General features: G+C 66.7%; 22 protein-coding genes. 10 read left to right on the forward strand and 12 right to left on the reverse strand.

All coding sequences use genetic code 11. The features are described 5' to 3' along the window. Positions 1-145 precede the first annotated feature (145 nt). On the forward strand, positions 146-1,192 hold the full coding sequence (locus tag BM172_RS06845; RefSeq protein ID WP_026636130.1) for a hypothetical protein: 1,047 nt from the start codon (positions 146-148) through the stop codon (positions 1,190-1,192). Positions 1,193-1,235: 43 nt separating this feature from the next. Here the strand turns inward: BM172_RS06845 and BM172_RS06850 are convergent, their stop codons facing one another. Further along, complete coding sequence (locus BM172_RS06850; RefSeq protein ID WP_026636131.1) at positions 1,236-1,967, reverse strand: hypothetical protein; 732 nt, start codon at positions 1,965-1,967, stop codon at positions 1,236-1,238. A 252-nt stretch (positions 1,968-2,219) separates the two neighbouring features. Here BM172_RS06850 and BM172_RS06855 point away from each other — a divergent pair, with 252 nt between their 5' ends. Together BM172_RS06855 and BM172_RS06860 are read left to right on the forward strand one after the other, a co-directional pair. Beyond that, a complete protein-coding gene (locus BM172_RS06855; RefSeq protein WP_026636132.1) occupies positions 2,220-3,077 on the forward strand; it encodes a helix-turn-helix transcriptional regulator in 858 nt (285 codons plus the stop codon). A gap of 84 nt (positions 3,078-3,161) precedes the next feature. Then, complete coding sequence (locus BM172_RS06860) at positions 3,162-4,304, forward strand: M50 family metallopeptidase (protein WP_026636133.1); 1,143 nt, start codon at positions 3,162-3,164, stop codon at positions 4,302-4,304. On the opposite strand, the gene BM172_RS06865 is transcribed toward BM172_RS06860, so the two are convergent. Both BM172_RS06865 and BM172_RS06870 read right to left on the reverse strand, forming a co-directional pair. Then, positions 4,301-5,371, reverse strand: coding sequence for a hypothetical protein (locus BM172_RS06865; protein WP_051548913.1), 1,071 nt, complete (start codon positions 5,369-5,371; stop codon positions 4,301-4,303). The two genes, BM172_RS06860 and BM172_RS06865, sit on opposite strands and share 4 nt — an antisense overlap. A gap of 128 nt (positions 5,372-5,499) precedes the next feature. Then, the gene (locus tag BM172_RS06870; protein WP_026636134.1) at positions 5,500-5,997 is read right to left on the reverse strand and encodes a hypothetical protein; all 498 of its coding nucleotides are present in this window, start codon (positions 5,995-5,997) and stop codon (positions 5,500-5,502) included. Between the two features lie 94 nt (positions 5,998-6,091). Here BM172_RS06870 and BM172_RS06875 point away from each other — a divergent pair, with 94 nt between their 5' ends. Further along, a complete protein-coding gene (locus BM172_RS06875) occupies positions 6,092-6,550 on the forward strand; it encodes a hypothetical protein (protein WP_026636135.1) in 459 nt (152 codons plus the stop codon). A gap of 99 nt (positions 6,551-6,649) precedes the next feature. Here the strand turns inward: BM172_RS06875 and BM172_RS06880 are convergent, their stop codons facing one another. Beyond that, positions 6,650-7,396: a glucose 1-dehydrogenase gene (locus BM172_RS06880; protein ID WP_026636136.1), complete on the reverse strand. Its 747-nt coding sequence runs from the start codon at positions 7,394-7,396 to the stop codon at positions 6,650-6,652. A gap of 111 nt (positions 7,397-7,507) precedes the next feature. On the opposite strand from BM172_RS06880, the gene BM172_RS06885 reads away from it, so the two are divergent. Beyond that, positions 7,508-7,885, forward strand: a complete 378-nt coding sequence (locus BM172_RS06885; RefSeq protein ID WP_026636137.1) for an ArsR/SmtB family transcription factor — start codon at positions 7,508-7,510, stop codon at positions 7,883-7,885. Positions 7,886-7,985: 100 nt separating this feature from the next. Next, positions 7,986-8,135, forward strand: coding sequence for a hypothetical protein (locus BM172_RS22455; RefSeq protein WP_167254166.1), 150 nt, complete (start codon positions 7,986-7,988; stop codon positions 8,133-8,135). A gap of 55 nt (positions 8,136-8,190) precedes the next feature. On the opposite strand, the gene BM172_RS06890 is transcribed toward BM172_RS22455, so the two are convergent. The 6 genes from BM172_RS06890 to BM172_RS06915 form a co-directional block, all read right to left on the reverse strand. Then, the gene (locus BM172_RS06890) at positions 8,191-9,015 is read right to left on the reverse strand and encodes a helix-turn-helix transcriptional regulator (protein ID WP_026636138.1); all 825 of its coding nucleotides are present in this window, start codon (positions 9,013-9,015) and stop codon (positions 8,191-8,193) included. Between the two features lie 38 nt (positions 9,016-9,053). Further along, a complete protein-coding gene (locus BM172_RS06895) occupies positions 9,054-9,872 on the reverse strand; it encodes a DUF4198 domain-containing protein (protein ID WP_026636139.1) in 819 nt (272 codons plus the stop codon). Beyond that, complete coding sequence (locus BM172_RS06900) at positions 9,869-10,354, reverse strand: hypothetical protein (protein WP_143096476.1); 486 nt, start codon at positions 10,352-10,354, stop codon at positions 9,869-9,871. Before BM172_RS06900 ends, BM172_RS06895 begins: the two co-directional genes overlap by 4 nt. After that, the gene (locus tag BM172_RS06905; protein WP_197022883.1) at positions 10,351-10,950 is read right to left on the reverse strand and encodes a HupE/UreJ family protein; all 600 of its coding nucleotides are present in this window, start codon (positions 10,948-10,950) and stop codon (positions 10,351-10,353) included. Before BM172_RS06905 ends, BM172_RS06900 begins: the two co-directional genes overlap by 4 nt. Next, positions 10,947-12,176, reverse strand: coding sequence for a DUF4331 family protein (locus tag BM172_RS06910; protein ID WP_081805236.1), 1,230 nt, complete (start codon positions 12,174-12,176; stop codon positions 10,947-10,949). Before BM172_RS06910 ends, BM172_RS06905 begins: the two co-directional genes overlap by 4 nt. Positions 12,177-12,287: 111 nt before the next feature. Then, positions 12,288-12,857, reverse strand: a complete 570-nt coding sequence (locus BM172_RS06915) for a DUF1579 domain-containing protein (RefSeq protein ID WP_051548914.1) — start codon at positions 12,855-12,857, stop codon at positions 12,288-12,290. A gap of 135 nt (positions 12,858-12,992) precedes the next feature. On the opposite strand from BM172_RS06915, the gene BM172_RS06920 reads away from it, so the two are divergent. The 3 genes from BM172_RS06920 to BM172_RS06930 all read left to right on the forward strand — a co-directional run bounded on the left by BM172_RS06920 (position 12,993) and on the right by BM172_RS06930 (position 18,182). Next, positions 12,993-13,532, forward strand: a complete 540-nt coding sequence (locus BM172_RS06920; protein ID WP_026636144.1) for a cysteine hydrolase family protein — start codon at positions 12,993-12,995, stop codon at positions 13,530-13,532. 232 nt (positions 13,533-13,764) lie between these two features. Beyond that, entirely contained in the window at positions 13,765-16,695 is a 2,931-nt protein-coding gene (locus BM172_RS06925) for a TonB-dependent receptor (RefSeq protein WP_026636145.1), read from the forward strand. Positions 16,696-16,907: 212 nt separating this feature from the next. Then, positions 16,908-18,182 (forward strand): DUF763 domain-containing protein, encoded by a 1,275-nt coding sequence (locus BM172_RS06930; RefSeq protein ID WP_026636146.1) that lies wholly within the window; start codon positions 16,908-16,910, stop codon positions 18,180-18,182. A 29-nt stretch (positions 18,183-18,211) separates the two neighbouring features. Here BM172_RS06930 and BM172_RS06935 read toward each other — a convergent pair whose 3' ends face one another. Beyond that, positions 18,212-18,916, reverse strand: coding sequence for a DUF899 family protein (locus BM172_RS06935; protein WP_026636147.1), 705 nt, complete (start codon positions 18,914-18,916; stop codon positions 18,212-18,214). 29 nt (positions 18,917-18,945) lie between these two features. Continuing rightward, positions 18,946-19,605, reverse strand: coding sequence for a glutathione S-transferase family protein (locus BM172_RS06940; protein WP_026636148.1), 660 nt, complete (start codon positions 19,603-19,605; stop codon positions 18,946-18,948). Between the two features lie 282 nt (positions 19,606-19,887). Here BM172_RS06940 and BM172_RS06945 point away from each other — a divergent pair, with 282 nt between their 5' ends. After that, complete coding sequence (locus tag BM172_RS06945) at positions 19,888-20,355, forward strand: MarR family winged helix-turn-helix transcriptional regulator (RefSeq protein WP_026636149.1); 468 nt, start codon at positions 19,888-19,890, stop codon at positions 20,353-20,355. Positions 20,356-20,365 lie beyond the last annotated feature (10 nt).

Genomic DNA, 20,365 nt, shown 5'->3' on the forward strand with positions numbered 1-20,365 from the left:
ACAGAACCTGCCGATCGCCTGATGTTCGCGTTCGTGTGGCCGCTTGCTAAGCTCGCGGCGATCGCGCGCTTGGCGGGCGAACCGGGGGCAGTCAATGAAAGGGAACCGTTCGGCATGCGGTTGGCATAGGCAACTGGCGTGGTTCATGCGCCATGGCGTCATCGCCATCGCTGTACTCGGTGCGATGCCTGCATTGGCACAGGATGCAGATCGGGACGCTTTCGTAACGCGTGGGGCCCTGGCTGGCGATCAGCTATGGCTGCGCAACGACCAGGGCGAGCTCTCCACCATTCGCGTGAACGGCAAGGAGCGAGTGTCGCGGCCGATCGCACAGCCGGTGGCCGATATCTGTGCCTTCGACGGAGCAGCGCTGGCGGTATCCGTGGAAGACGATGGCACCTGGGTGGTGTTCCGTCCGGAACATGCGGAACAAGAGCGTGTGTCGATCAAGCCGGTGGCGCCCAACGGCGGTCCCATTCTGGATTGCCGGAGTGGCGTCATATCGATCGTCGGCTCCCAGCAGCTTGCCACGCTCGATCGTTTCGGCGCGGGAGCCGTGCCGCACACGGTCAAGTTGAGCAAGCCGATCGGTCGCGGCATCAGCACGGCTGTTTATGGCGATGCGGGACATCTGTATGTCGGCACCGGGAATGGCGAGTTCGGTGGCGGTCTCTGGGTTGTCGATCGGTTTACGGGTGTCGTGACGGGCGGCGATGGCGAAGACGACCTGATGCGGGGCTGCGATGAAGCTGCAGGCGAACTCGGTTGCTCATCAATCAATGATTTCGCGGCCATTCCGTGGAAACCCGGCTGCGTAGCGGTGGCCATCGGCCTGCAGCACATGATGAGCAGCGGGGCGCTGGTCGAACTGTGCGGCAGCTCGTTTCGCCAGCTGTATCGATCCCCGTATACCTCCGGCTGGATGCGCAGCGTCCTGCAAGGCAGGCGCTCTCCGGAAACAGTGCCGTTCTATGGTCTGCTTGCCAAGCCGGGGAGCCTGCTGGTGGCAGGTCTCGATCGTCTTTATGAGATCGGCCCGAAGGGTTTGATGAGCACGGACGAATATCCAGAGTTCACCAGCATCGGTGGCGTGGACGTCAGTTTCGGGCGCCCCGACGTGATCCTGGTCCGTACCGCCGTCAGCCAGCACAAGGCCTTGAGCAGCGAGACGCCATTGATGGTGCCGCGCTGAGGAAGACGCCGGACGCCACGCCAGTGGCGCCCGGCCAACGCGATCATTGCACCGTCAGGAAGTAAGTCAGCGTCCTGGTCATGCCATTCATGTCCGTCATGCGGCTCACCAGCGTGTGCTGCCCCGGCCGCAGCGGACGGAACATCAGGTAGTAGCCGTAATTGATCGCCGGTTGCCAACCGGTGGTGATGCATGGGTCGAAGGTGGTCTGCAGGCTGGGGTCGCCCTTGAGGGAGTACAGGTTCTCCGAGGTGTAGAGGTAGTCGTCGACGCCGTGGACGGGACGGCCGTCGAGCGAGACCTGCATGTTGCCCATCATCGGGTAGGTCTTCGCGTCGGCCACCAGGAAGTCGTACAGCGACTGGCCCGGCTTCGGCCCGAAGTTCGGATCCGGGCAGGGATAGGTGTCGCTGACGAAGCCGAGCATCAGCAGCAGCGCCTTGCCGTGCGCCACCGTGCAGGCGCGGGCTACATCGCCGGCCATCATCATCGGCATGGCGGCCGGTGCCAGGTTCCACACCGGGCCATCCTGCCCTACCGCGCAGGACGCACCGGTGCTGTCGAACAGCGGATTGCTGGCGAAGGGCTGGGCGTACAGCCATTGCATGGAGCGATCGGCCCAGCCGTAGATGCTCTTGCCGAAGGGGCGCGCATCCTTGGGATACAGCAGGGGATTGGGTCCGTAGCCGAGCAGGTCGTTGCCCGGCGGCTCGGCTGCCTGCGCGGCGGAAAGAGTGGCGCAGGCGAACAGCAGGCCACAGAACGTCTTGTGCATAACGCTCTCCTTGTGGGGTGGATTGGGGACGGTGGACTTCCGCCAGTACAGCTTGTGCGTGTGCACGTGAGAGCGCTTCCAGAAACCTGCCCGGTTGCGTTCGGCCACCGGGCGGGTTGTGCGGCGCAACCGCACAGCCTGGCGTGCCGCGCTGTGGCGTGCTTCCGGAAACGTGCTTTCGTGCGCTGGCCCGGTTCGCCCCGTCCGGACGGGCGTATGATCGGCTGCGGATGCCGGCGGGGGCGTAGGCGAATGTCCATCGTGCAGACGGTGTTGAGTTCATCGCACTTCAAGGTGATGACCCAGGATTGCAGCTATCCGCGCGTGAACTGCGGTCACGGCGGGGGCGAGCCTGGGCGCTTCCTGCTCACGCGGCGTGGCGCGTTCTCGATCCAGGTCGGCAGCCGGCACTGCCTGGCGCGGCCCGGGCAGGCGGTATTCCTGGGCCGCGACGTGGAGTACCGCGTGACGCACCCGGACCATCGCGGTTGCGCCTGCTGCACCGATGTGTGGCTGGACGAAGCGTGGCTGGATGCGCTGGGACTGGAGCGCGCCGATGCTCCCGCCTGCCTGGATGTCCAGCACGATCTGCACCTGCAGCAGGCGCATGTGGAGATGCTGCAGGGCATGCGGCGCGAGCCGGATGTGCTGGAGGCCGAGGAGGCCATGCTGGCCGTGCTCGACGGGTTGATGCATGGCGGCGAGCCGCCGCGCGCGACGAGTGGCGGCATCACCCGCCAGGTGTGGCGGGTGCAGGAGGCGATCGTTGCCAATCCCGGCGACAACCTCGGCATCGACGAACTGGCGCGGATCGCCGGTTGCTCGTCTTTCCATCTGTGCCGGATCTTCCGCCAGGGCACGGGGCAATCCTTGCGTCAGTTCCGCCTGCAGCAGCGGCTGGGTACGGCGCTGGGGCGGCTGGGCGAGGGCGAGGAAGATCTCGCGGCGCTGGCCTGCGATCTGGGCTTCAGCAGCCATAGCCATATGACGGATGCGTTCCGGCAGACGCTTGGCGCCACCCCGAGCGAGTTGCGCGAGACATTGCGGCGAAGCGAGTTGGCGACGCTGAGGGCGCGGTTGCTGGCGACGCCGGGTCAGCGCCTGCACTGAGGTGCCGGTTCCGGGGCGCGGCGCGGCTTGCGGTAAGCTCCCCGGTTCCAGGGGAGATGGGTTATGGATGGCCGGGGAAACGCATTGCGCCTGTTGTTGATCGCGGGGAACTGGCTGGCGCGTGCGCTGCAGACCTTGCTGGTCTTGGCCAGTTGCATGGTCTGCATCGCCTACGGGTTTGCGCTGTTTGGCGATGGCTCGTTTGGCTGGGCCTTATTGCTCTGGACCACGCTGCAGTACCCGGCGATCGTCATTCACGAGCTTGGCCATTGCGCAGGCGCGCGCCTCGGCGGCATGCGCGTGCACACGGTGCAGATCTCGGCGTTCGAATTCAATCCGCTGCGGCGTGGATTCCGCTGGCGCTGGCGTCCGCTTCCCAGAAAAGCCGGGATCGGCGGTTACGTCATCGCCTATGTGGACCCGGCCACGCCACCGCGGCGAGCGAGAGTGCTGATGACCGCGAGTGGTCCGGCGCTGAACCTGGTGTTCGCGGCGATCTTGTTCGGCCTGGGCGAGCTGTTGCGGCCACGTGCCTTGGGCTGGCTTTGCCTGATGTTCGCCGTCATCAACGCCATGATGGGACTGGTCAACCTGGTGCCGCATCTGGGGCATCTGGCAAACGATGGCCTCCAGCTCTGGCAGCTGTGGAGAGCCGGGCCTGACTATGTAGAACCGCCGCATGCGCGCCTGGCTGGCGCGAGCATGGCCGGCTGTACCGCCGATCGCCTGCCCGAGGAGGATCTCGCGGCGATGGAGGCCGACGGTCCGGTGATGCGGCTTTTCGCCTTGTGGTATCGGCTGAAGGGCGATCAGAACCGCGGCGAATGGATGCGGGCGGTGGCGAGGCAGCAGGCGATGGACGAGGCAGTGGCGGAGATCGATCCTCGCCTGCTCGCTCCATGGAACGATCTGCTGGCGCTGTTGCGCGCGGAGCTTGCCTTCAGTCGCGCGCTGGCATCGAACGATGCCACTGCCCTCGGCCAGGACCTGCTGCCGCCCAGACTGGCCTGGTACATGCCGCATTTCCAGGCTCGTTGCCTGGCCTTGCAGGCTGCGCTGAACGGCGAACGGGAAGCATGCGAGCACTGGCTCGACGCCTGCCGCAGGGAGGCCGGGCAATCCAAGGATGCCGCGGTTCCGTTGAGCGAAGCCATGCTCGGCGGTCAGGTGCGGGCGTTGCTCGATCGTGTAAGGCCCGCCGTCAGCGCGGAACCCACGCTCGCTTAGCGTGCGGCCGTCGCGCGCCTGGACGCATTGACCCAATTGACCTCCCAGGTCTTGCCGCCGTCCGCGGAGAACGCCTGCTCGTCGCTGTTCGAACCCTTGGCCAGATGGAGAAACGAAAACCGCGCCAGGATCGCCTTGCCGTGGTAACTCTCCTGGTCGTAGAAATCGCCGCGCCCGTCGGCGAAGGCGCCGATCATCGGCGTGCCGAACACGCCGCTGTCGCTGCTGACGAAGTCCAGGCTCCATTGCCGGGACTTCGGATTGAACAGGCGCAGCGACAGGAATTGCAGATGGCCGGACGGTCCCTTGGTGTCGATCTCGGCGAGGTTGGCGCGGCCGTTCCACAGCTTGCGCACCTGCACGCTGCCGTCGAGCGCCGTCCATCCGGACTGGCCGGAGAGCGGATGCTCCATGCGCGACATGTGGATATCCCAGCTGCCCAGTTGCCAATCGAAATCGTGTTGCCCCGGCTCGTTGCCGACGGGCTTGAAGGCGGTCACCGCTTCGCCGGGTTTGACGCGGGTGAGGTCGGCGATGAAGTTGGCTTCCCAGGTCTTGCCGCCGTCGTCCGAGTAGTCCTGCTCGTAGCTGTGCGCATCGGGCGAGGTGACCGTCCAGATGCCGCGCAGCAGGACGGCGCGCCCCTCATGCAGCTCCTGGCTGTAGAACTCGCCGCGGTTGCGTTCGAAGCGGCCGACCGAGGGCGTTTCCAGCCTGCCTTCGTCGCTGTCGGCGAAGTACTGGCGCCACTGATGCGCGGCGGGGTCGTAGAGGAACACGGTCATCCCTTCGAAGCGGCCATCGGCGCCGTCCGCTTCGATCTCCTCGACCTGCGCCTTGCCGCCCCAGATCGGGTTCACCCGGACGGTGCCGCGCATTTCCGCCCATTCGGTGCTTCCGGACAACGGTTGCTTGAGCACGCGGATATGGGTGTGCCAGGTACCCAGGTTGAAGTCGAAATCGTGGCTGCCGTCGGTGGGCGCGGCGTGGACGGGCGGTTGGCGGTCGGCCCAGGTCGGGGCGGATGCGAGGCCCAGCGCGATGGCGGAGCAGAGCAGGAGCTTCATCGTCGCGTGCATGGCGCAGCTCTCACAGGCGGGGAGATGCTGCGCAAGCTACGCGTGCCAATGGTTCGCTTAAATAGCCACTTTCGTTGGTTTTGGCATGACCACTTTGTGGGGCCGCGAGAGACAGCTCAGAACAGATCGGCCAGCAACTTGAACTCCCGATCCGGCGTTGCGCCGAGGAAACGTTCCGGATGGAAGTCGCCGCCGAATGCCACGTTGTAGGTGACTTCGGAATAGAACTGCCCGCTGTAGCTCACGTGCCGTCCATTGATCATCAGCCGCGCGTACTCGCCAGGCGCAAGGCGGATCGCCTGCGGACGCGGCGCGCGAGGCGGCTTGCCCTCATGCGTGCCGGGCAGCAGCCCCAGCGCGAGCTGGCCATCGTCCAGCCACTGCAAGCGCAGGCTGCGTTCCAGTCGCGGAAGGGAAGGGGCCGTGCCCGATGCCAGGCGGTCGACGCGAAAGTCGTTCCACTCCGCGATGCGGAAATACTCGGCCTGGTAATGCGCATCCATCGCGGTCAATGGCATCGCGCGCGGCAGGGCGACGCGCTCGCTTGCACGCGGAGCGCCACGCGTGGCCTTGGTCCAGAGGATTTCGACGATCTGTACGGCAACCGGCGGCATGGCGTGAGTCCTTTCGAGCCGCGCAAGCTTAACGGGTGCGGATGGGGCTGGTGCAAACGGTTATTGTAGACAGTGCGTTGGAACAGGGGGACGTATGTCGGGTAAGGACGATCTGGCGGCATGGAAGCAGCAGGGCCCGGTGTGGCTATGGCGCTACGTCGAGAACTTCCGCAACTTCACCGGATGGCATTTCACTGCGGACCAGGAGGGCAGTCGCTCGCTGCTGGCCTTGCTCGATCTGCTGGAGGCGACGGGCGACGCATCGCTCTATCGAACGGTGCAGGTGGCGCAGCTGACGCCGGAAATCCTGGCCGTGCCCAACAACCGGTCGGCGCGCGCCACATCGCCCGCACGGTGGCGGTTGCGCTATGCGCAGGCACCGGAGGAGTGGACGTTCGTGGAGGAGGGCGACACGCTGGTGTTCACCGTGGGTACGCAAGGCGTGCGGAAGTTGCGCGAGTCGGTGGAGGCGGTACTCCGGCGCGACGGAGATTTCTGCATCGGGTCGGATCCTCACCAGTTGTGGTTCTGGTGGCGGCGGGGCTCGCCATGACCGCATAAAGCAAACGGCACGCGAGAACGATCCCTCGCGTGCCGTTTGCATCTCGCGCATCAGCGCTGCCTCGATGAGCTGCAGCGCTTACGTCGTCGATCAGCGCGCGCCACCCGCTGCGTACAGCTTCTCGCCGGTCAGCCAGTACGAGTCGTCGGATGCCAGGAACACCGCGATGGTGGCGATGTCCTGCGGCTGGCCGATGCGGCCCAGCGGGGTGTGGGCGATGGCTTCCTGGTGGAAGTCCGAGCCGATGAAGCCGGCGGTCACGGTGCCTTCCGTCTCCACCATGCCGGGGTTGAGCGCATTGACGCGGATCTTGCGCGGGCCGAGCTCGCGCGAGAGCACGCCGGTGATGGCGTCGACGGCGCCCTTGGTGGCGGTGTAGACCGAGCCGCCCGGCGGCACGATGCGGGTCACCAGCGAGCCGATATTGATGATGCTGCCACCTTCGCCCATGTGCTTGGCGGCGGCCTGGGTGGTCAGCAGCAGGCCGAGCACATTGACGTTGAACTGCTTGTGGAAGTGGTCTTCGGTGATCTGTTCCAGCGGAGCGAATTCGTACACGCCGGAGTTGTTGACCAGGATGTCCAGGCGGCCGAATTCCTTCACGGCGGCGTCGGCGATGGCCTGCGCATCGGCGGCCTGGGCGACGTCGCCCTTCACGGCCACGGCCTTGCCGCCGGCCTTGGTGATGGCGTCGACCACCGCGTCGGCGCCGGCCTTGCTGGACGCGTAGTTGACGACCACGGCGGCGCCTTCGGCGGCGAGCGCCTTGGCGATACCGGCGCCGATGCCCTTGGATGCGCCGGTGACCAGCGCGACTTTGCCTTTGAGCTTGCTCATGACGGTTTTCCTGTCAGGTGGTTTGAGGGCGAACTGCCCGGTTCAGTAATTCAATAGTTCGCAACATATGAACTAACGAACTACAAGTCAAGGGCTGCTAAGATGGCCGCCATGAGACCGCTAGTTCATCCCTCCGTCGACGACGTCACCGTGGAAGGCATCCTCCACGCCCTGGCCGACCCGGTACGGGTGGCCATCTATGCGGGGCTCGCCGCCTCGGAGAAAGGCAGCAGCTGTTCGGCGTTCCTGCAGTTGGACAACCGCGAGATTCCGAAGTCTACGCTCTCGCAGCATTTCCGCGCCTTGCGCGAAGCTGGCCTGATCCGCAGCGAGCGCCAGGGCGTGGAGATGCGCAACACCACGCGTTGCGCCGAGATCAACAGTCGCTTCCCTGGCCTGCTGCCGGCGCTGATGGGTGCGTACCAGCAGCAGCTGATCGACCGGATGAAGGCGGCCAAGCGCAAGGGAAGCAAGGCAAAGAGCGGTTGATCGCGTTACCCCGGTCGCTAAAGAATCTGACAGCGCCGGCCGTCGCCGAAGGGCCCAATGAGCACACCCGGACGTCGGGTGCCATCAACGAGCCAAGGCCATGTCTGAGAAAACCTGTGCCGCCTGCGACTGCGAACTGGATGCCAATGCGATCCAGGTAAAGATCGGCGGCAAGACCGTCGAAGTGTGCTGCGAAGAATGTGCGGAGAAGCTGCGCGAAGCGCATGCCTCGGCCGCTTCCGGTCGCTGATCGTCGCGAAGACCGAAACCGGGCCGCTCCATCGGGCGGCCCTTTTCGTTGGGACTCAGGTCGATTGCTTGAACGCGCTCGGCGAGCGTCCGTAGGCCTGGCGGAACGCATTGGCGAAATGGCTGTGGCTGGAGAAGCCCAGGTCCGCGGCGAGCGCGGAGAGGTCCTCGCTGCGCGGCACCAGGTCCAGCGCGCGCGCCAGGCGCAGGTGCAGGTGGTAGCGGTACAACGGCACGCCTTCCACCTGACGAAACACCTGGGTCAGATAGACCGGCGAGCAGCCGATCTCCGCGCCGATGTCGGCCAGCGTCCAGCGTCGCGACAGGTCGCTGGCGAGCAGCACTTTCACGCGGTCGGCCAGGCGACGCCGTGCGTGCGTGGTGGCCAGCTCGCGCGCGCTGCGCGGGCCGAGGCTGCGGCCGATCAGGGTGAGCAGCAAGGCCTCGGCTTCCAGCGGTTCGATGCTGTCGCCTTCGAGGTTGTGGCGCAGCAGCGCCACCAGGGCTTGCGCGCGCGGATCGATCGGTTGCGCTTGCCGGTTGAAACCGACCTTGTCGCCGCCCTGGCGCAGCAGCGCGCGCGGCGCCAGTTCTTCCAGCATCGCGTCCGGCAGTTCCACCGAAAGGCAAGCGTCGCCACCGTTCACCGGATGGCTGACCTGGTAGCCCTCGCCCGCGTTGAAGAACAGCATGTGGTTGGCATCGGCCACGGACTGGTCGCTGCCGACGTGGCGCACGTACACGCCGCGATACGGGAACACCAGATTGGTCGACGCGGCGCATTCTTCCGCACTGCGATGCCGGCAGGCTCCGTCGCAGCGCACATTGCGCAGCGCCACGGTGTCGGTGCTCAGCCAGCGATCGACGTGGAAGGTGGACATGCCGCGCAGGATAGCCGGATTGAGGAGCGGGAAGTGGTTCAGGGATAGCCGAAGGCCAGGCTCGAAAAGGACGTCTCGAAGTCCATGTCGTCGCCGGGCGGCAGCGGCCGGGTCCAGATCACGTTGAGCAGCCAGCTGCCATGGGCGGGCACGCTGAACACGGCGCGCCCGGCAGCGTCGGTGCGATGGGTTTCCACCGGGCTTTCGTCATGTTCCAGGCGGGTCAGCTTGACCAGTGCGCCGGGCAGGGGCTGGCCGAGGTAGAGCACGTGGATGGGAAGTTCGTCGCTGTGCGGTAGGGCGTAGGGATTGCGCTCCGGCACGATTTCCAGGGTAAGGCCGAGCGGGCGGGTGGCGATCGCGGTGTCGGTGCCGGGCGGTCCTACTTGCATCAAGGCCTTGGCATGGCGCCCGTAGCGTTCGGCGCCGTCGCGATCCATGCGCCGGGTGCGCTCGCGTTCGGCGAGCGCCGGGGTGAGTCCCTCTGCGCGGAGGTAATCGTTGAAGCGGATCGCCGGCAACGAGGTCATCGCACGGTTGTCGGTCTCCAGCACCAGCAGGTGGGTGCCGGGCGTTGCCAGTTGCAGATCGGCATCCGCATCGGCGGCGCCGACGTGCAGGCGCGCATGCAGGTCGATCGCGGCACCGCCCGGGTCGATCGCCTGGAAACGCGTGATGCGCCGCGCCGCGATCGGCGAGCGTTGGCGGTAAGGACCGTGCCCGACCTGCAAAGTCAGCGGCACGGTCGCCTGCGGCGCAACCCGGTATTGCGAAGGCTGCAGCCAGAAATCGTGCGCGGCGGCAGGCATGGCCGCGAGCGCGAGCAGAACGCTACCCAACCAGGTATGCATGTTCATTCGAGATGATCCGGCAGATAGCCCGGCGTCACGGGCAGATAGGGCAGGGCCGCGGCAAGCACCGCGATGGCGATCAGCCAGCTGGACATCACCTTCGCCGCGACCGGCACGCGCCAGCGCACCGCGAGCAGCGCCGGCACCAGCGCGAGCATGCACAGCCAGGCCGCGGGCAGGTGATACCAGTGCCCTTCGAACGCGATCATCGCTCCGCTGCACAGTCCGGCATCCACTGCCAACAGGATGGCCAGTTGCGCTGACAACCCGCGTGGCAGATGCACCGTGGCGGCGCATGCGATCACGCTCAGCCAGCCGCAGAGAAACACCAGGTCGACGGTGGCCTGCGGCAGTGTCAAAGCGAATCCGCATATCGCAGATATCGCCATTGTCAGGAAGCACGCCATCCGCACGCTCCGCGGCGCAAATGCCAACGCCACCCCGAATGCCGCGCACAGCAGCATGGCCGCCGCGACGCCGCCCCTCATGACACGGCCCTCAGCAGGAACCAGCAGCCGGCCGCGCCGATCAAGGCGCCCAGGCCGCGTGCAAGCCGCCGGCCGACTGGCCGCGCGCACAGCAGACCAAGCGCGATACCCACCGCGTGCAGCAACCCCGTCGCCAGCACGAAGCCGCTGCTGTAACCCACCGGATCCGCCGCCGCGGGCAACTCGCGTCCATGCGCATAGCCATGGAACAACGCGAACAACGCCACCACCGCAACCGCCAGCCATGCCGGCGCCCGCCAGGCCAGCGCAATGCACGCACCGAGCACCAGCACCGACAGCGCGATGCCGCTTTCCACCGGCGGCAGCGGTGCGCCGAACATGCCGAGCATCGCGCCGCCGACCATCATCGCGGGGAATACCACCGGCAGCACATGCACCAGCGGGCGACCGAGGAACGCGCCCCACAGGCCGACCGACACCATCGCCAGCAGATGATCCGCGCCCGACAGCGGGTGGGCGAAGCCGGCGAGAAAGCCACCGGCCAGGCCGGTGCCGGTGTGCGCATGGACGGGCAGCGCGAGTACGCATGCACCGGAGAGCACGGCACCTATGCCGATGGAGCGCGGCGAACTCACTGATACGCTCCGGCCGCAGCCGCTTGCGCATCCGGCGCGGCGAGGAACGGGAACACGCTGTCCGACTGTTCGCGTTCGTCGCGCGTCAACCCGTCGCTGACGCTGTCCGTGGTGCCGTCGACCAGCATCGAGCGATAGACATTGGAAGCGCTATAAGTCGGCGTGCGGCCGCCGCAATCCTTGGCCAGGGCGGGATCGCCGCCCAGTGCCGCGCGCTCCACCGCGAAGAACTGCGTGCAGGTGGCGGAGGCACTGTTGACCCACAGGCGATCGTCCGCGAGCAGCGCGGCCAGCCGGTGGTAGCGCTGTGCCGGCGGCGCTTTGGCATTGGCCAGCCACTGGTTGCCGCACTTGCCGTCGAAGCCGTCGTACAGGCCGAGGTTGCCGGCGATCTCGTCGACGAACTTCGCCCCGTCCGCGGGCGTGGCCATGTTGTAGGTCTCCTTGAACGCGTCGCTGATTTCGTCGGGAGCCAGCGTGCCGAGCAGCGCATTGCCGGTGAGCGGCCGGCCGGCGCGATCGATCTGCCGCGTCGGGCCCTGCGTGGCAGCCCATACCGCGAGCAGCGGCCCGCCCTTGCTCACCGCGCCGAGGTCGATGGATACGACGATCGCCGACGTCGTCCAGCCGGCAAGCAGGTTCTTTGCGGGTCCGCCCTGGGTGTGCGCCCACTCGTCGGCGACGGCGTGCACGGTGGCCGCATCGAACGCGGGGCAACCGGCGGCATCCACCTTGGCGCCTGCTTCGAGCGCGGCATGCGCCTTGTCATAGGCGGCGCGGGTGCCTTTGACGTTGTTGAAGAACGGATCGTCGCGCGGGCCGGCGAACACGCGGAAGCTGCCGTGCTCGCTCGCCAACCCCTGCGTGTCGCCCGGATTGCCGTGCGCCGTATCCGTGTCGCCCGCGGTGCAGGTGACATCCGTGCCGGAACGGAAGCGGCAGCGGATGGCGGTGCTGGCGCCGGTGTGGCCGAAGCGCTTGCCGCTGTCGATATGGAAGACGTAGTCGAGCTTGTCGGAGAAGGTATGCCCGACGATGTCCATCACCAGGTTCAGGTGCTTGCCGTCGGGCGAGGTCCAGGCATAGAGGTCGCCGATGTCGGCGCGCGGGTCGCCGATCACCGACGGGGTGTCGAGATGGTCCGAGGCGTGGGTGTTGGCGGTGAAGGCCAGGCTCAGGCCGAGGCAGGCCAGCGCCTGCAGCCGCATGGCAGCTGTGCGTTTCATAAGGGCGTCGCTCGTGTGGGGTAGGCACGAGCAGTAGGCCCGACAGGGCGGGAGGCGGGCTATCAAAATCTTTAGCAAGCCTGCCGCCGTCTTGCCCCGGCATGGGGCGGCTCAGGCGCGGGTGTAGCGCATGATCCAGTTGGTTTCCCAGCTGCGGCCTGCGTCCGGGGAGAACGCCTGTTCCCATTGGCAGGTGTCCGCCGCGATCGGCGTGAAGATGCCGCGCACCTTGACCGACCTGCCCTCGAAGGTTTCGTCGGAGAGGAAGGTGCCGATGCCATGCTCGAAGCGGCCGAGGCCGGGCGCGTCGATGGCGATCGGCCTGGCGCCATCGAGATACCAGTCCGCCCACTGGCCGCTGGCGGCGTCGTAGCCGCGGATGCCCAGGCCGTTGTAGGTCTTTCCGCCGCGGCGCGACTCGCTCTCGTTGATATTGACCGCGCCGCCCAGCAGCGACTGGCAGCGCGAAGTGCCCTCGAACTCGTCCCAATCCTTGCTTCCCGCCAGCCGCTTGCGCAGGCGCCGGTGGTGCACGCGCCAGTTGCCGAGGAAGAAATCGAAGTCATGTACGCCGGAGGCCGGTGGCGGCGTCGCGCCCTGGCCATCCAGGACGAACAAGGCGGGCAGGGCGGCCAGGGTCCATTGCAGGACCTGGCGCCGGACCGGGTCGATCTCGTGCATGCGGCACCTCGACGTGATGGGGGCGGCGGCACCATGCGCCGGGCACGGCGACACCGGAATAGCCACTTGGCGAGGTTTGGCCGGACCACTTCGGCGGGGGCTATGATTCCCGTCTCGCCACTCGATGCGGATCTCATGACTTCGGCCCTACTTGTGATCGACATGCAGCAAGGCCTGTGCACCGGCGAATGGGCGGCGCACGACATCGAGCGGGTGCTGCAGCGGATCAACGACCTGATCGACCGTGCCCGCGCGGCACGGGTGCCGGTGGTGCTGATCCAGCACGAGGAGGCCGAGGGCGACCTGGTGCATGACACGCCCGGATGGCAACTGGTAGATGGCCTGCACTGGCGGCCCGACGATCCGCGCGTGCGCAAGGCCACGCCGGATTCCTTCTATGAGACGGAACTGGGCCAGCTGCTGCAGCAGCGCGGCATCGACCGCCTGGCGATCTGCGGCCTGCAGAGCGATTTCTGCATCGACACCACCGTGCGGCACGCGCTTGCGCTGGGCTACCACGTCAGCCTGGCCGGCGATGCGCACTCCACGGTGGACAATGATGTGCTGCGGGCGGAGCAGATCACCGCGCACCACAACTGGGTGTTGGCGCGGCTGCAGGCCTATGGCACGCGGATGGAAGTGGTGCCGGCGGAGCAGATCCGGTTCGGCGGCTGAGTGCGTACGGGTTTCTTACGCACGATACCCATCCTTTTCACCCTGCTGAACCTTTTCCCAGCAAGTTGTTGCGCCGCGGAATGACGCGGCGATGACGCTCGCTCATCCTGCGCGGCGAATCCGGGCACGCGCCAATAGAAGAGCGGGCATCTCGCGATGACTCGTTCCGTTGGCGCGTACGCCTGCCGGTGCCTTAGGGGGGCGCCCACTTAAAAGAGGGAGGAATGGAGTCATGAGTCAGGGCATCGCGCCGCGCATGCGGCTTGGTCATGGAATCGCTCGCCGGCCGCTCGCTGCGGCCTGCATCGCCGCCTCGTTGATGGCCGGCACCGCTGCCGCGCAGGACACGCAGGCGCCGCAACAGCAACCGCCTCAACAACAGCAGCCTCCGGCGCAGGGCAACCCGCCTGATGCACAGAAGAAGCCCGCGCCGGGCCAGGTCAGCAACCTGCAGGAAGTGGTGGTCACCGGCATTCGCGGCAGCATCGAGAGCTCGATCCGCGCCAAGCAGAACTCCGACAGCATCATCGAGGCGATCTCGGCCGAGGACATCGGCAAGCTGCCGGATGCGAGCATTGCCGAAAGCCTGGCGCGGCTGTCGGGCCTGGCGACGCAGCGCGTGGACGGGCGCGCCAATGTGATCTCGATCCGCGGCCTGTCGCCGGATTTCGCCGGCACCACGCTCAACGGGCGCGAGCAGGCGACGATCGGCGAGAACCGCGGCGTCGAGTACGACCAATATCCCTCCGAGCTGATCAGCGGCGCGGCGGTGTACAAGACGCCGGATGCGAGCCTGGTCGGGCAGGGGCTGTCCGGCACGGTGGACCTGCATACGATCAAGCCGCTGGATCTGCCCAAGCGCGCCATCGCGATCAACCTGCGTGGCGAGCACACCACCAACGACAAGCTCAACCCCGGTTCGGGCGTGGGCGACATGGGGCATCGCGCAAGCTTTTCGTATATCGACCAGTTCTTCGATCACACCCTGGGCGTGGCCGTTGGCTTTGCCCAATTGGATTCGCCGATCCAGGAGAAGCAGTACCAGGCGTGGTGGTGGAGCGTGGACAACGGCTCGGCCGGCATCGAGCAGAACTGGGGCGGCCCGCACACGCCCGGGCTGCCGGACAATGTGCTTTCGCAGGAGGGCATGCAGTTGCGTTCGCAGTCGGAGAACCAGCTGCGCAACGGCTTGATGACGGTGCTGGAGTGGGCGCCGGGTGAGCACTACCACACCACGCTGGATCTCTATTACTCGACCTTCAACGAGCGCAAGTACAAGAACGGTGCGCAGTGGTCGAGCAGTCCGTACAACTCCAACGGTATACCGGTGTACAGCGATGTGGGCATCACGCCGGCCTCGCCGTATCCGATCGTCACCTCCGGCACGATGAGCAATATCGCGCCGATCCTGCAGAACGAATACAGCAAGGAAAAGGACAAGCTGTTCTCGGCCGGCTGGAACCATCAGTACGACTTCGGCAACGGCTGGGTGATTACCGGCGACCTGTCGTACTCCATGGCCAAGAAGCGGTTGCGCGATGCCTACCTGTTCAGCGGCCTGGCGGGCAACCCGACCACGGACGTGTATTTCCGTACGCCTACCGGCGACGATTATCCGTACTTCCGCCCTGGCGTGGACCTGGCCAACCCGGCGAGCGTGGTGTTCACCGACCCGGACAACTACGGCTACAACGGCCGCGAAGAGTTCGACAAGCAGAAGGACACGATCAAGGCCGCGCGCTTCCAGGTCTCGCATCCGGTGGGCTGGATCTTCAGCACGGTGGACGTGGGCGCGGCCTACTCCGAGCGCAAGAAGACCAAGCAGGCCGACGTGTTCTTCGCCTGGCTCAACGGCAATGGCGACGGCGCCGGCAACGGGCCCTACGATCACACCATGGGCGTGCCGGTGGGCTCGGCCTTCCTGCGCGGGCCGACCTCGCTGAGCTACGGCGGCATCCCCGGCATTCTCAACTACAACGTGCTCGATGCACTGGGTAGCCAGTTCTACCTGACCCAACGCAACGGACAGTCGGACTGGAGCCGCAATTACTCGATCACCGAGAAGGTGCCGGTCGCCTACGCCAAGTTCAATATCGACACGCATCTCGGCGACGTGCCTTTGCGCGGCAATGTCGGCGTGCAGTTCGTGCGCACCGACCAGTCGTCCACCGCCGTGCAGACCAATGGCGATGCGCGGGTCGGCACTCTCACGGGCGGCGCCAAGTACAACAAGTTCCTGCCCAGCCTGAACCTGGTGGCGCAGATCGCCGACGGCCAATACCTGCGCTTCGGTTTTGCCAAGACCATGGCGCGCGGCCGCATCGACGACGAGAAGGTGTCCAGCTCCGCTTCGGTGGCGCGCGTCACCGAGGGTCCGGCAGCCGGGCAGGTGCTGTGGTCGGGCAGCGGCGGCAACCCGCAGTTGCGGCCGTATATCGCCGTGGGCACCGACCTGTCGTGGGAGAAGTACTTCGGCAAGTCGAGCTATGTGGCGGTGGCGGTGTTCAACAAGAATCTGCTGAACTACATCTATAACAAGACCGTGCTGGACTTTAATTTCGACAAGGCCGGCTTCGTCAACGACAACCCCACGCTGACGCCGACCAGCCCGATCGGCTCGTTCACCCGTCCGGAAAACGGCACCGGCGGACGCATGGAGGGCCTGGAACTGTCCGGTGCGTTCGAGGGTGGCCTGCTCTCGCAGTCGCTGGATGGTTTCGGCCTGCAGGCGAACTTCTCGTTGACCAACAGCTCGATTCCGGAGAGCTCCGTCTCGTCCATTCCAGGTGGTCCGAAGACGTTGCCGGGCCTGTCGCGCAAGGTCGCCAACCTGGCCCTGTACTACGAGAAGTACGGTTGGTCGATCCGCGTGGCCGAGCGCTATCGCTCCTCGTTTACCGGCGAGACGGTGCCGCTGTTCGACCAGCTCGGCTATGTGAAGGTGCTGGCCGACAAGCAGACCGATCTGCAGATCGGCTACGCGTTTGCGGACGACACGCGCTTCAATGGCCTGTCGCTGCTGCTGCAGGTCAACAACCTGAGCAACTCGCCGCAGAAGACGCAGCAGATCTCCGGCCTGCCGAACAATGTGCAGATCGGGCGTCCGCTGGACTACGTGACCTGGGGCCGCACGGTGATGTTCGGACTGAACTACAAGCTCTGAAGCGCACGCGGTTTCCGCGCATGAAACGCCCGGCGCGAGCCGGGCGTTTCTTTTTGGCATCGTCTCAACCGCTGAGATAACCACTCCCTATAAAATCCCGGCGATCCCGCGCCACGGCCTGTCCCCGTCGCGCCGCCGCCTTCGCCGCGCATGGAAGCCCGCCTCGGCGAGGCGGCGGGGATCGCACCTGTTTTCCCTGGAGTACCCCTCATATGACACGCCGATCCGGAAGCGCCGACCTGTCGCTGCACGGCGGGCGCGTGCCGCGCTGGCTGGCCGAGCGCATGAGCCGGCTCGGCGCGTTGATGGCGCAGGCGATCGTGCACGAATACGGTCGCGACGAACTGCTGCGCCGGCTGGCGCATCCGTTCTGGTTCCAGTCCTTCGGCGCGGTGATGGGCATGGACTGGCATTCCTCCGGCATCACCACCAGCGTGATCGGCGCGCTCAAGCGCGGTCTCGGGCCGCTGGAGCACGAGCTTGGCATCCATGTCTGCGGCGGTCGCGGCCGGCATTCGCGCGCGACGCCGGGCGAGCTGGTGGCGATCGGCGAGCGCGTGGGTTTCGATGGTGCGGCGTTGGCGCAGGCGAGCCGGCTGGTGGCGAAGGTGGACAGCGCGGCGGTGCAGGACGGCTTCGACCTGTACCTGCACGGTTTCATCGTGGCCGACGACGGTCGCTGGGTGGTGGTGCAGCAGGGCATGAACGGCGAACGACGGCAGGCGCGCCGTTATCACTGGCTGTCGGAGGATCTGAAGAGTTTCGTCGACGATCCCCACGCCGCGGTGGACGGACCGGAACAGGGGCGCATCGTCAATCTCGCCGACCGTCGTGCGCAGGCCTCGCGCGAGGCGCAACTGGAACTGCTGCGCACGCTCGGGCCGGACGGCATCGTGCGCGAATGGCGCGGGATCGATCGTGCCGTTGCACCGGCGCCTTCGCTCGAGCAGGTGCCGCTGCAGCTCGGCTTGCTGCCGCACCTGATCCTGCCCGACCACCACGACGTGCGCGGCAGCGACGTGGTGCTGCGCCGCCTGCACGGCAACCTCGCCGCGGCGGCGGAGAACGGGCCGAAGGATTTCACCGAGCTGCTGCAGCAGCCGGGCGTCGGTGCACGCACCGTGCGTGCCCTGGCGATGGTGGCCGAGGTGCTGCATGGCGCGCCGTGCCGTTTCAGCGATCCGGCGCGCTTCTCGATGGCCCACGGCGGCAAGGACCGCCATCCGTTCCCCGTGCCCACGCGCGTGTACGACCACACCATCCAGGTGCTGAAGTCGGCGGTGACGCAGGCGAAGCTGGGACGCGAGGAGGAACTGGCCGCGCTGAAACGCCTGGACGAGCAGTCGCGCAGGCTGGAGCGGCATGCGCGCGGGCCGGCGGTGGAGCAGCTGATCGCGGAGGAGCGGCGGCGCTCGCATGAGTATGGCGGGCGCAGTGTGTTCGGATGGGAGCATGCGCCTGACACGAACAAGCGTAGGTTGGGGTGAGCCGGCAGGCTCGCCCCAACCTACGCGGCTCAGTCGTACTGCAACTTCGGATACCAGTCTTTCCCACGCCCTTCCGGCGTCATGTCCAGCAAAGTCCACAGCGGCATCGGGTCCGGCGCGCCGCGCGGATCCTGGCCGGGGTCGGCCGTCTCCATGCCCATCTCCGCGCTCCAGAAATGGCGAATGGTGCCGTCGCGCCGCGTGAACACGTTGATCGAAGGCATGTCGCTGCCGTCCGGCGCGATGCCGCGGAAATCGCGCGTGTAGTTGCCGTTGAGGTCGGTGTACAGCGGCAGGTCGCGCCAGCCGCGCTCCTGCTTGAACGCGAGCAGGCGCTGGATCGGCGCGCCGGCCACGACCGCCAGCGCGACGCGCTGCTGGATATCGCGTGCCTCGCCGTTCCACGCACCCAGCAGCGAGGTGCACATCGGACAGGGCCGTTCGCGCTTGGCGCCGAACATGTAGCTGTAGACCACCAGGCTCTGCCTGTCGCCGAACAGCGCGGCGAAATCGAGCGCGCCATGTTCGCCTTCGAAGCGGTAGTCGCCGGTGATCGCGGGGCCGGGCGGCAGCGCGCGCCGCTGCGCGGCCACGCGCTCGATCTGGCGGCGCAGTTCGATCTCTTCGGTCAACAGCGCCGTGCGCGCCTTGCGGTATTCGGCGCTCTCGCCGGGAATGGTGACGTCATTGCGGGCCGCCAGCTCAGCGGCGGGAACCAGGGGTTTGTCACTCATCTTGAAAGTCCTCCTGCGGGTGGGGAAGTTCAGTCGCGGTCGGGCGCGCCGAGCGGGAACAGCGGACGGTAGAGCCGCGCTTCGTCGACGGCGCGTGCGAATGAGGGACGTGCGAGCAGGCGCTTGCGGTAGGCGATCACATTCGCAAAAGCCGGGTCGATCGGATGTGTCCAATCGGCATAGAACAGGAACGGTGCGGCGCCGCAATCGGCGAGGGTGAAGCGCTCGCCCGTGGCCCACTCGCGCCCGGCCATGCTGCGGTCGAGCCAGCCATAGGCGGCGTCGAGCATCTCGCGTGCTTCCTTGACGCCGTGGGCGTCCTGCGTGCCTTGCGGGCGGATCGCATCGAACACCACTTTCTGTTGCGGGGTGGCAATGTAGTTGTCGAAGAAGCGATCCATCGCGCGCACTTCCAGCGCCTCGCGCGGATCCTCCGGCAACAGCCGCACGGGGCCGGGGTGATGCAGTCCCAGGTATTCGATGATCGTGCTCGCCTCCGCCACCATGCGCCCGTCGTCGACCAGCAGGGGGAAGCGCTTGACCGGCCACATCGACAACCACTCGCCGATCGCTTCCGGATGCTCGGGCGAGAGTTCTCGCCATTCGAACGGCGTGCCGTTCTCGTAGAGCGCGATCAGCACCTTCTGGCTGTAGGAGGAGAAGGGGTGGGCGTAGAGCTGCAGGGCCATGGGGGCTCCGTTGGGTGTGTGTGGATATGAAGGCGACGAATGAGAGGGCAGGGGATCGACATGGTTGGTATCGCGAAGCCCCCAACTCGTCATTCCGGCGCAGGCCGGAATCCAGTAACGACCACGCTCGGCAGGACGACGCCATTACAGACATTGCTTTAACGATGGCGCGACAACCGAACGATGTCGCTACTGGATTCCGGCCTGCGCCGGAATGACGGGGGGGGTAAATAAGAAGGAAAACTTTGCAGTTTTCCTTCGTAACCCCTAGCATGCCGCCCCATGCCCCCGCCGACCCCCAAGCCCGACGCCACCCACGCCCTCGCCGTGGAAATGCGCATGGTGTTCGGCCAGCTGGCGCGCCGCCTGCGCAAGCAGGGCCGCACGGATCAGTTGACGTCCGCACAGACCTCCGTGCTGATCCAGCTCGAGCGGCAGGGGGCCGCCACGGTCACCGCGCTGGCCCACGCCGAGGGCGTGCGGCCGCAGTCGATGGGCGCCACGGTCGCCTCGCTGGAAGCGCTGGAGCTGGTGGCCGGCGCGCCGGACCCGGCCGACGGCAGGCAGACGCTGTGGGCGCTGACGCCCGCCTGCCACGAACTGGTCCGCGCCAGCCGCGCCGCGCGCGAGGACTGGCTGGACCGCCTGCTGCGCGAACAGCTCGACGCCCGCGAGCAGGCTCAGCTCGCTGCCGCGATGCCGCTGCTGCGCCGCCTGCTCGATGCGTCGACGGAGCCGCGCGTACCCTGATCGCTTTCCC

The sequence above is a fragment of the Dyella marensis genome (assembly GCF_900112865.1).
In the GTDB taxonomy this organism is placed as follows: domain Bacteria; phylum Pseudomonadota; class Gammaproteobacteria; order Xanthomonadales; family Rhodanobacteraceae; genus Dyella_D; species Dyella_D marensis_A.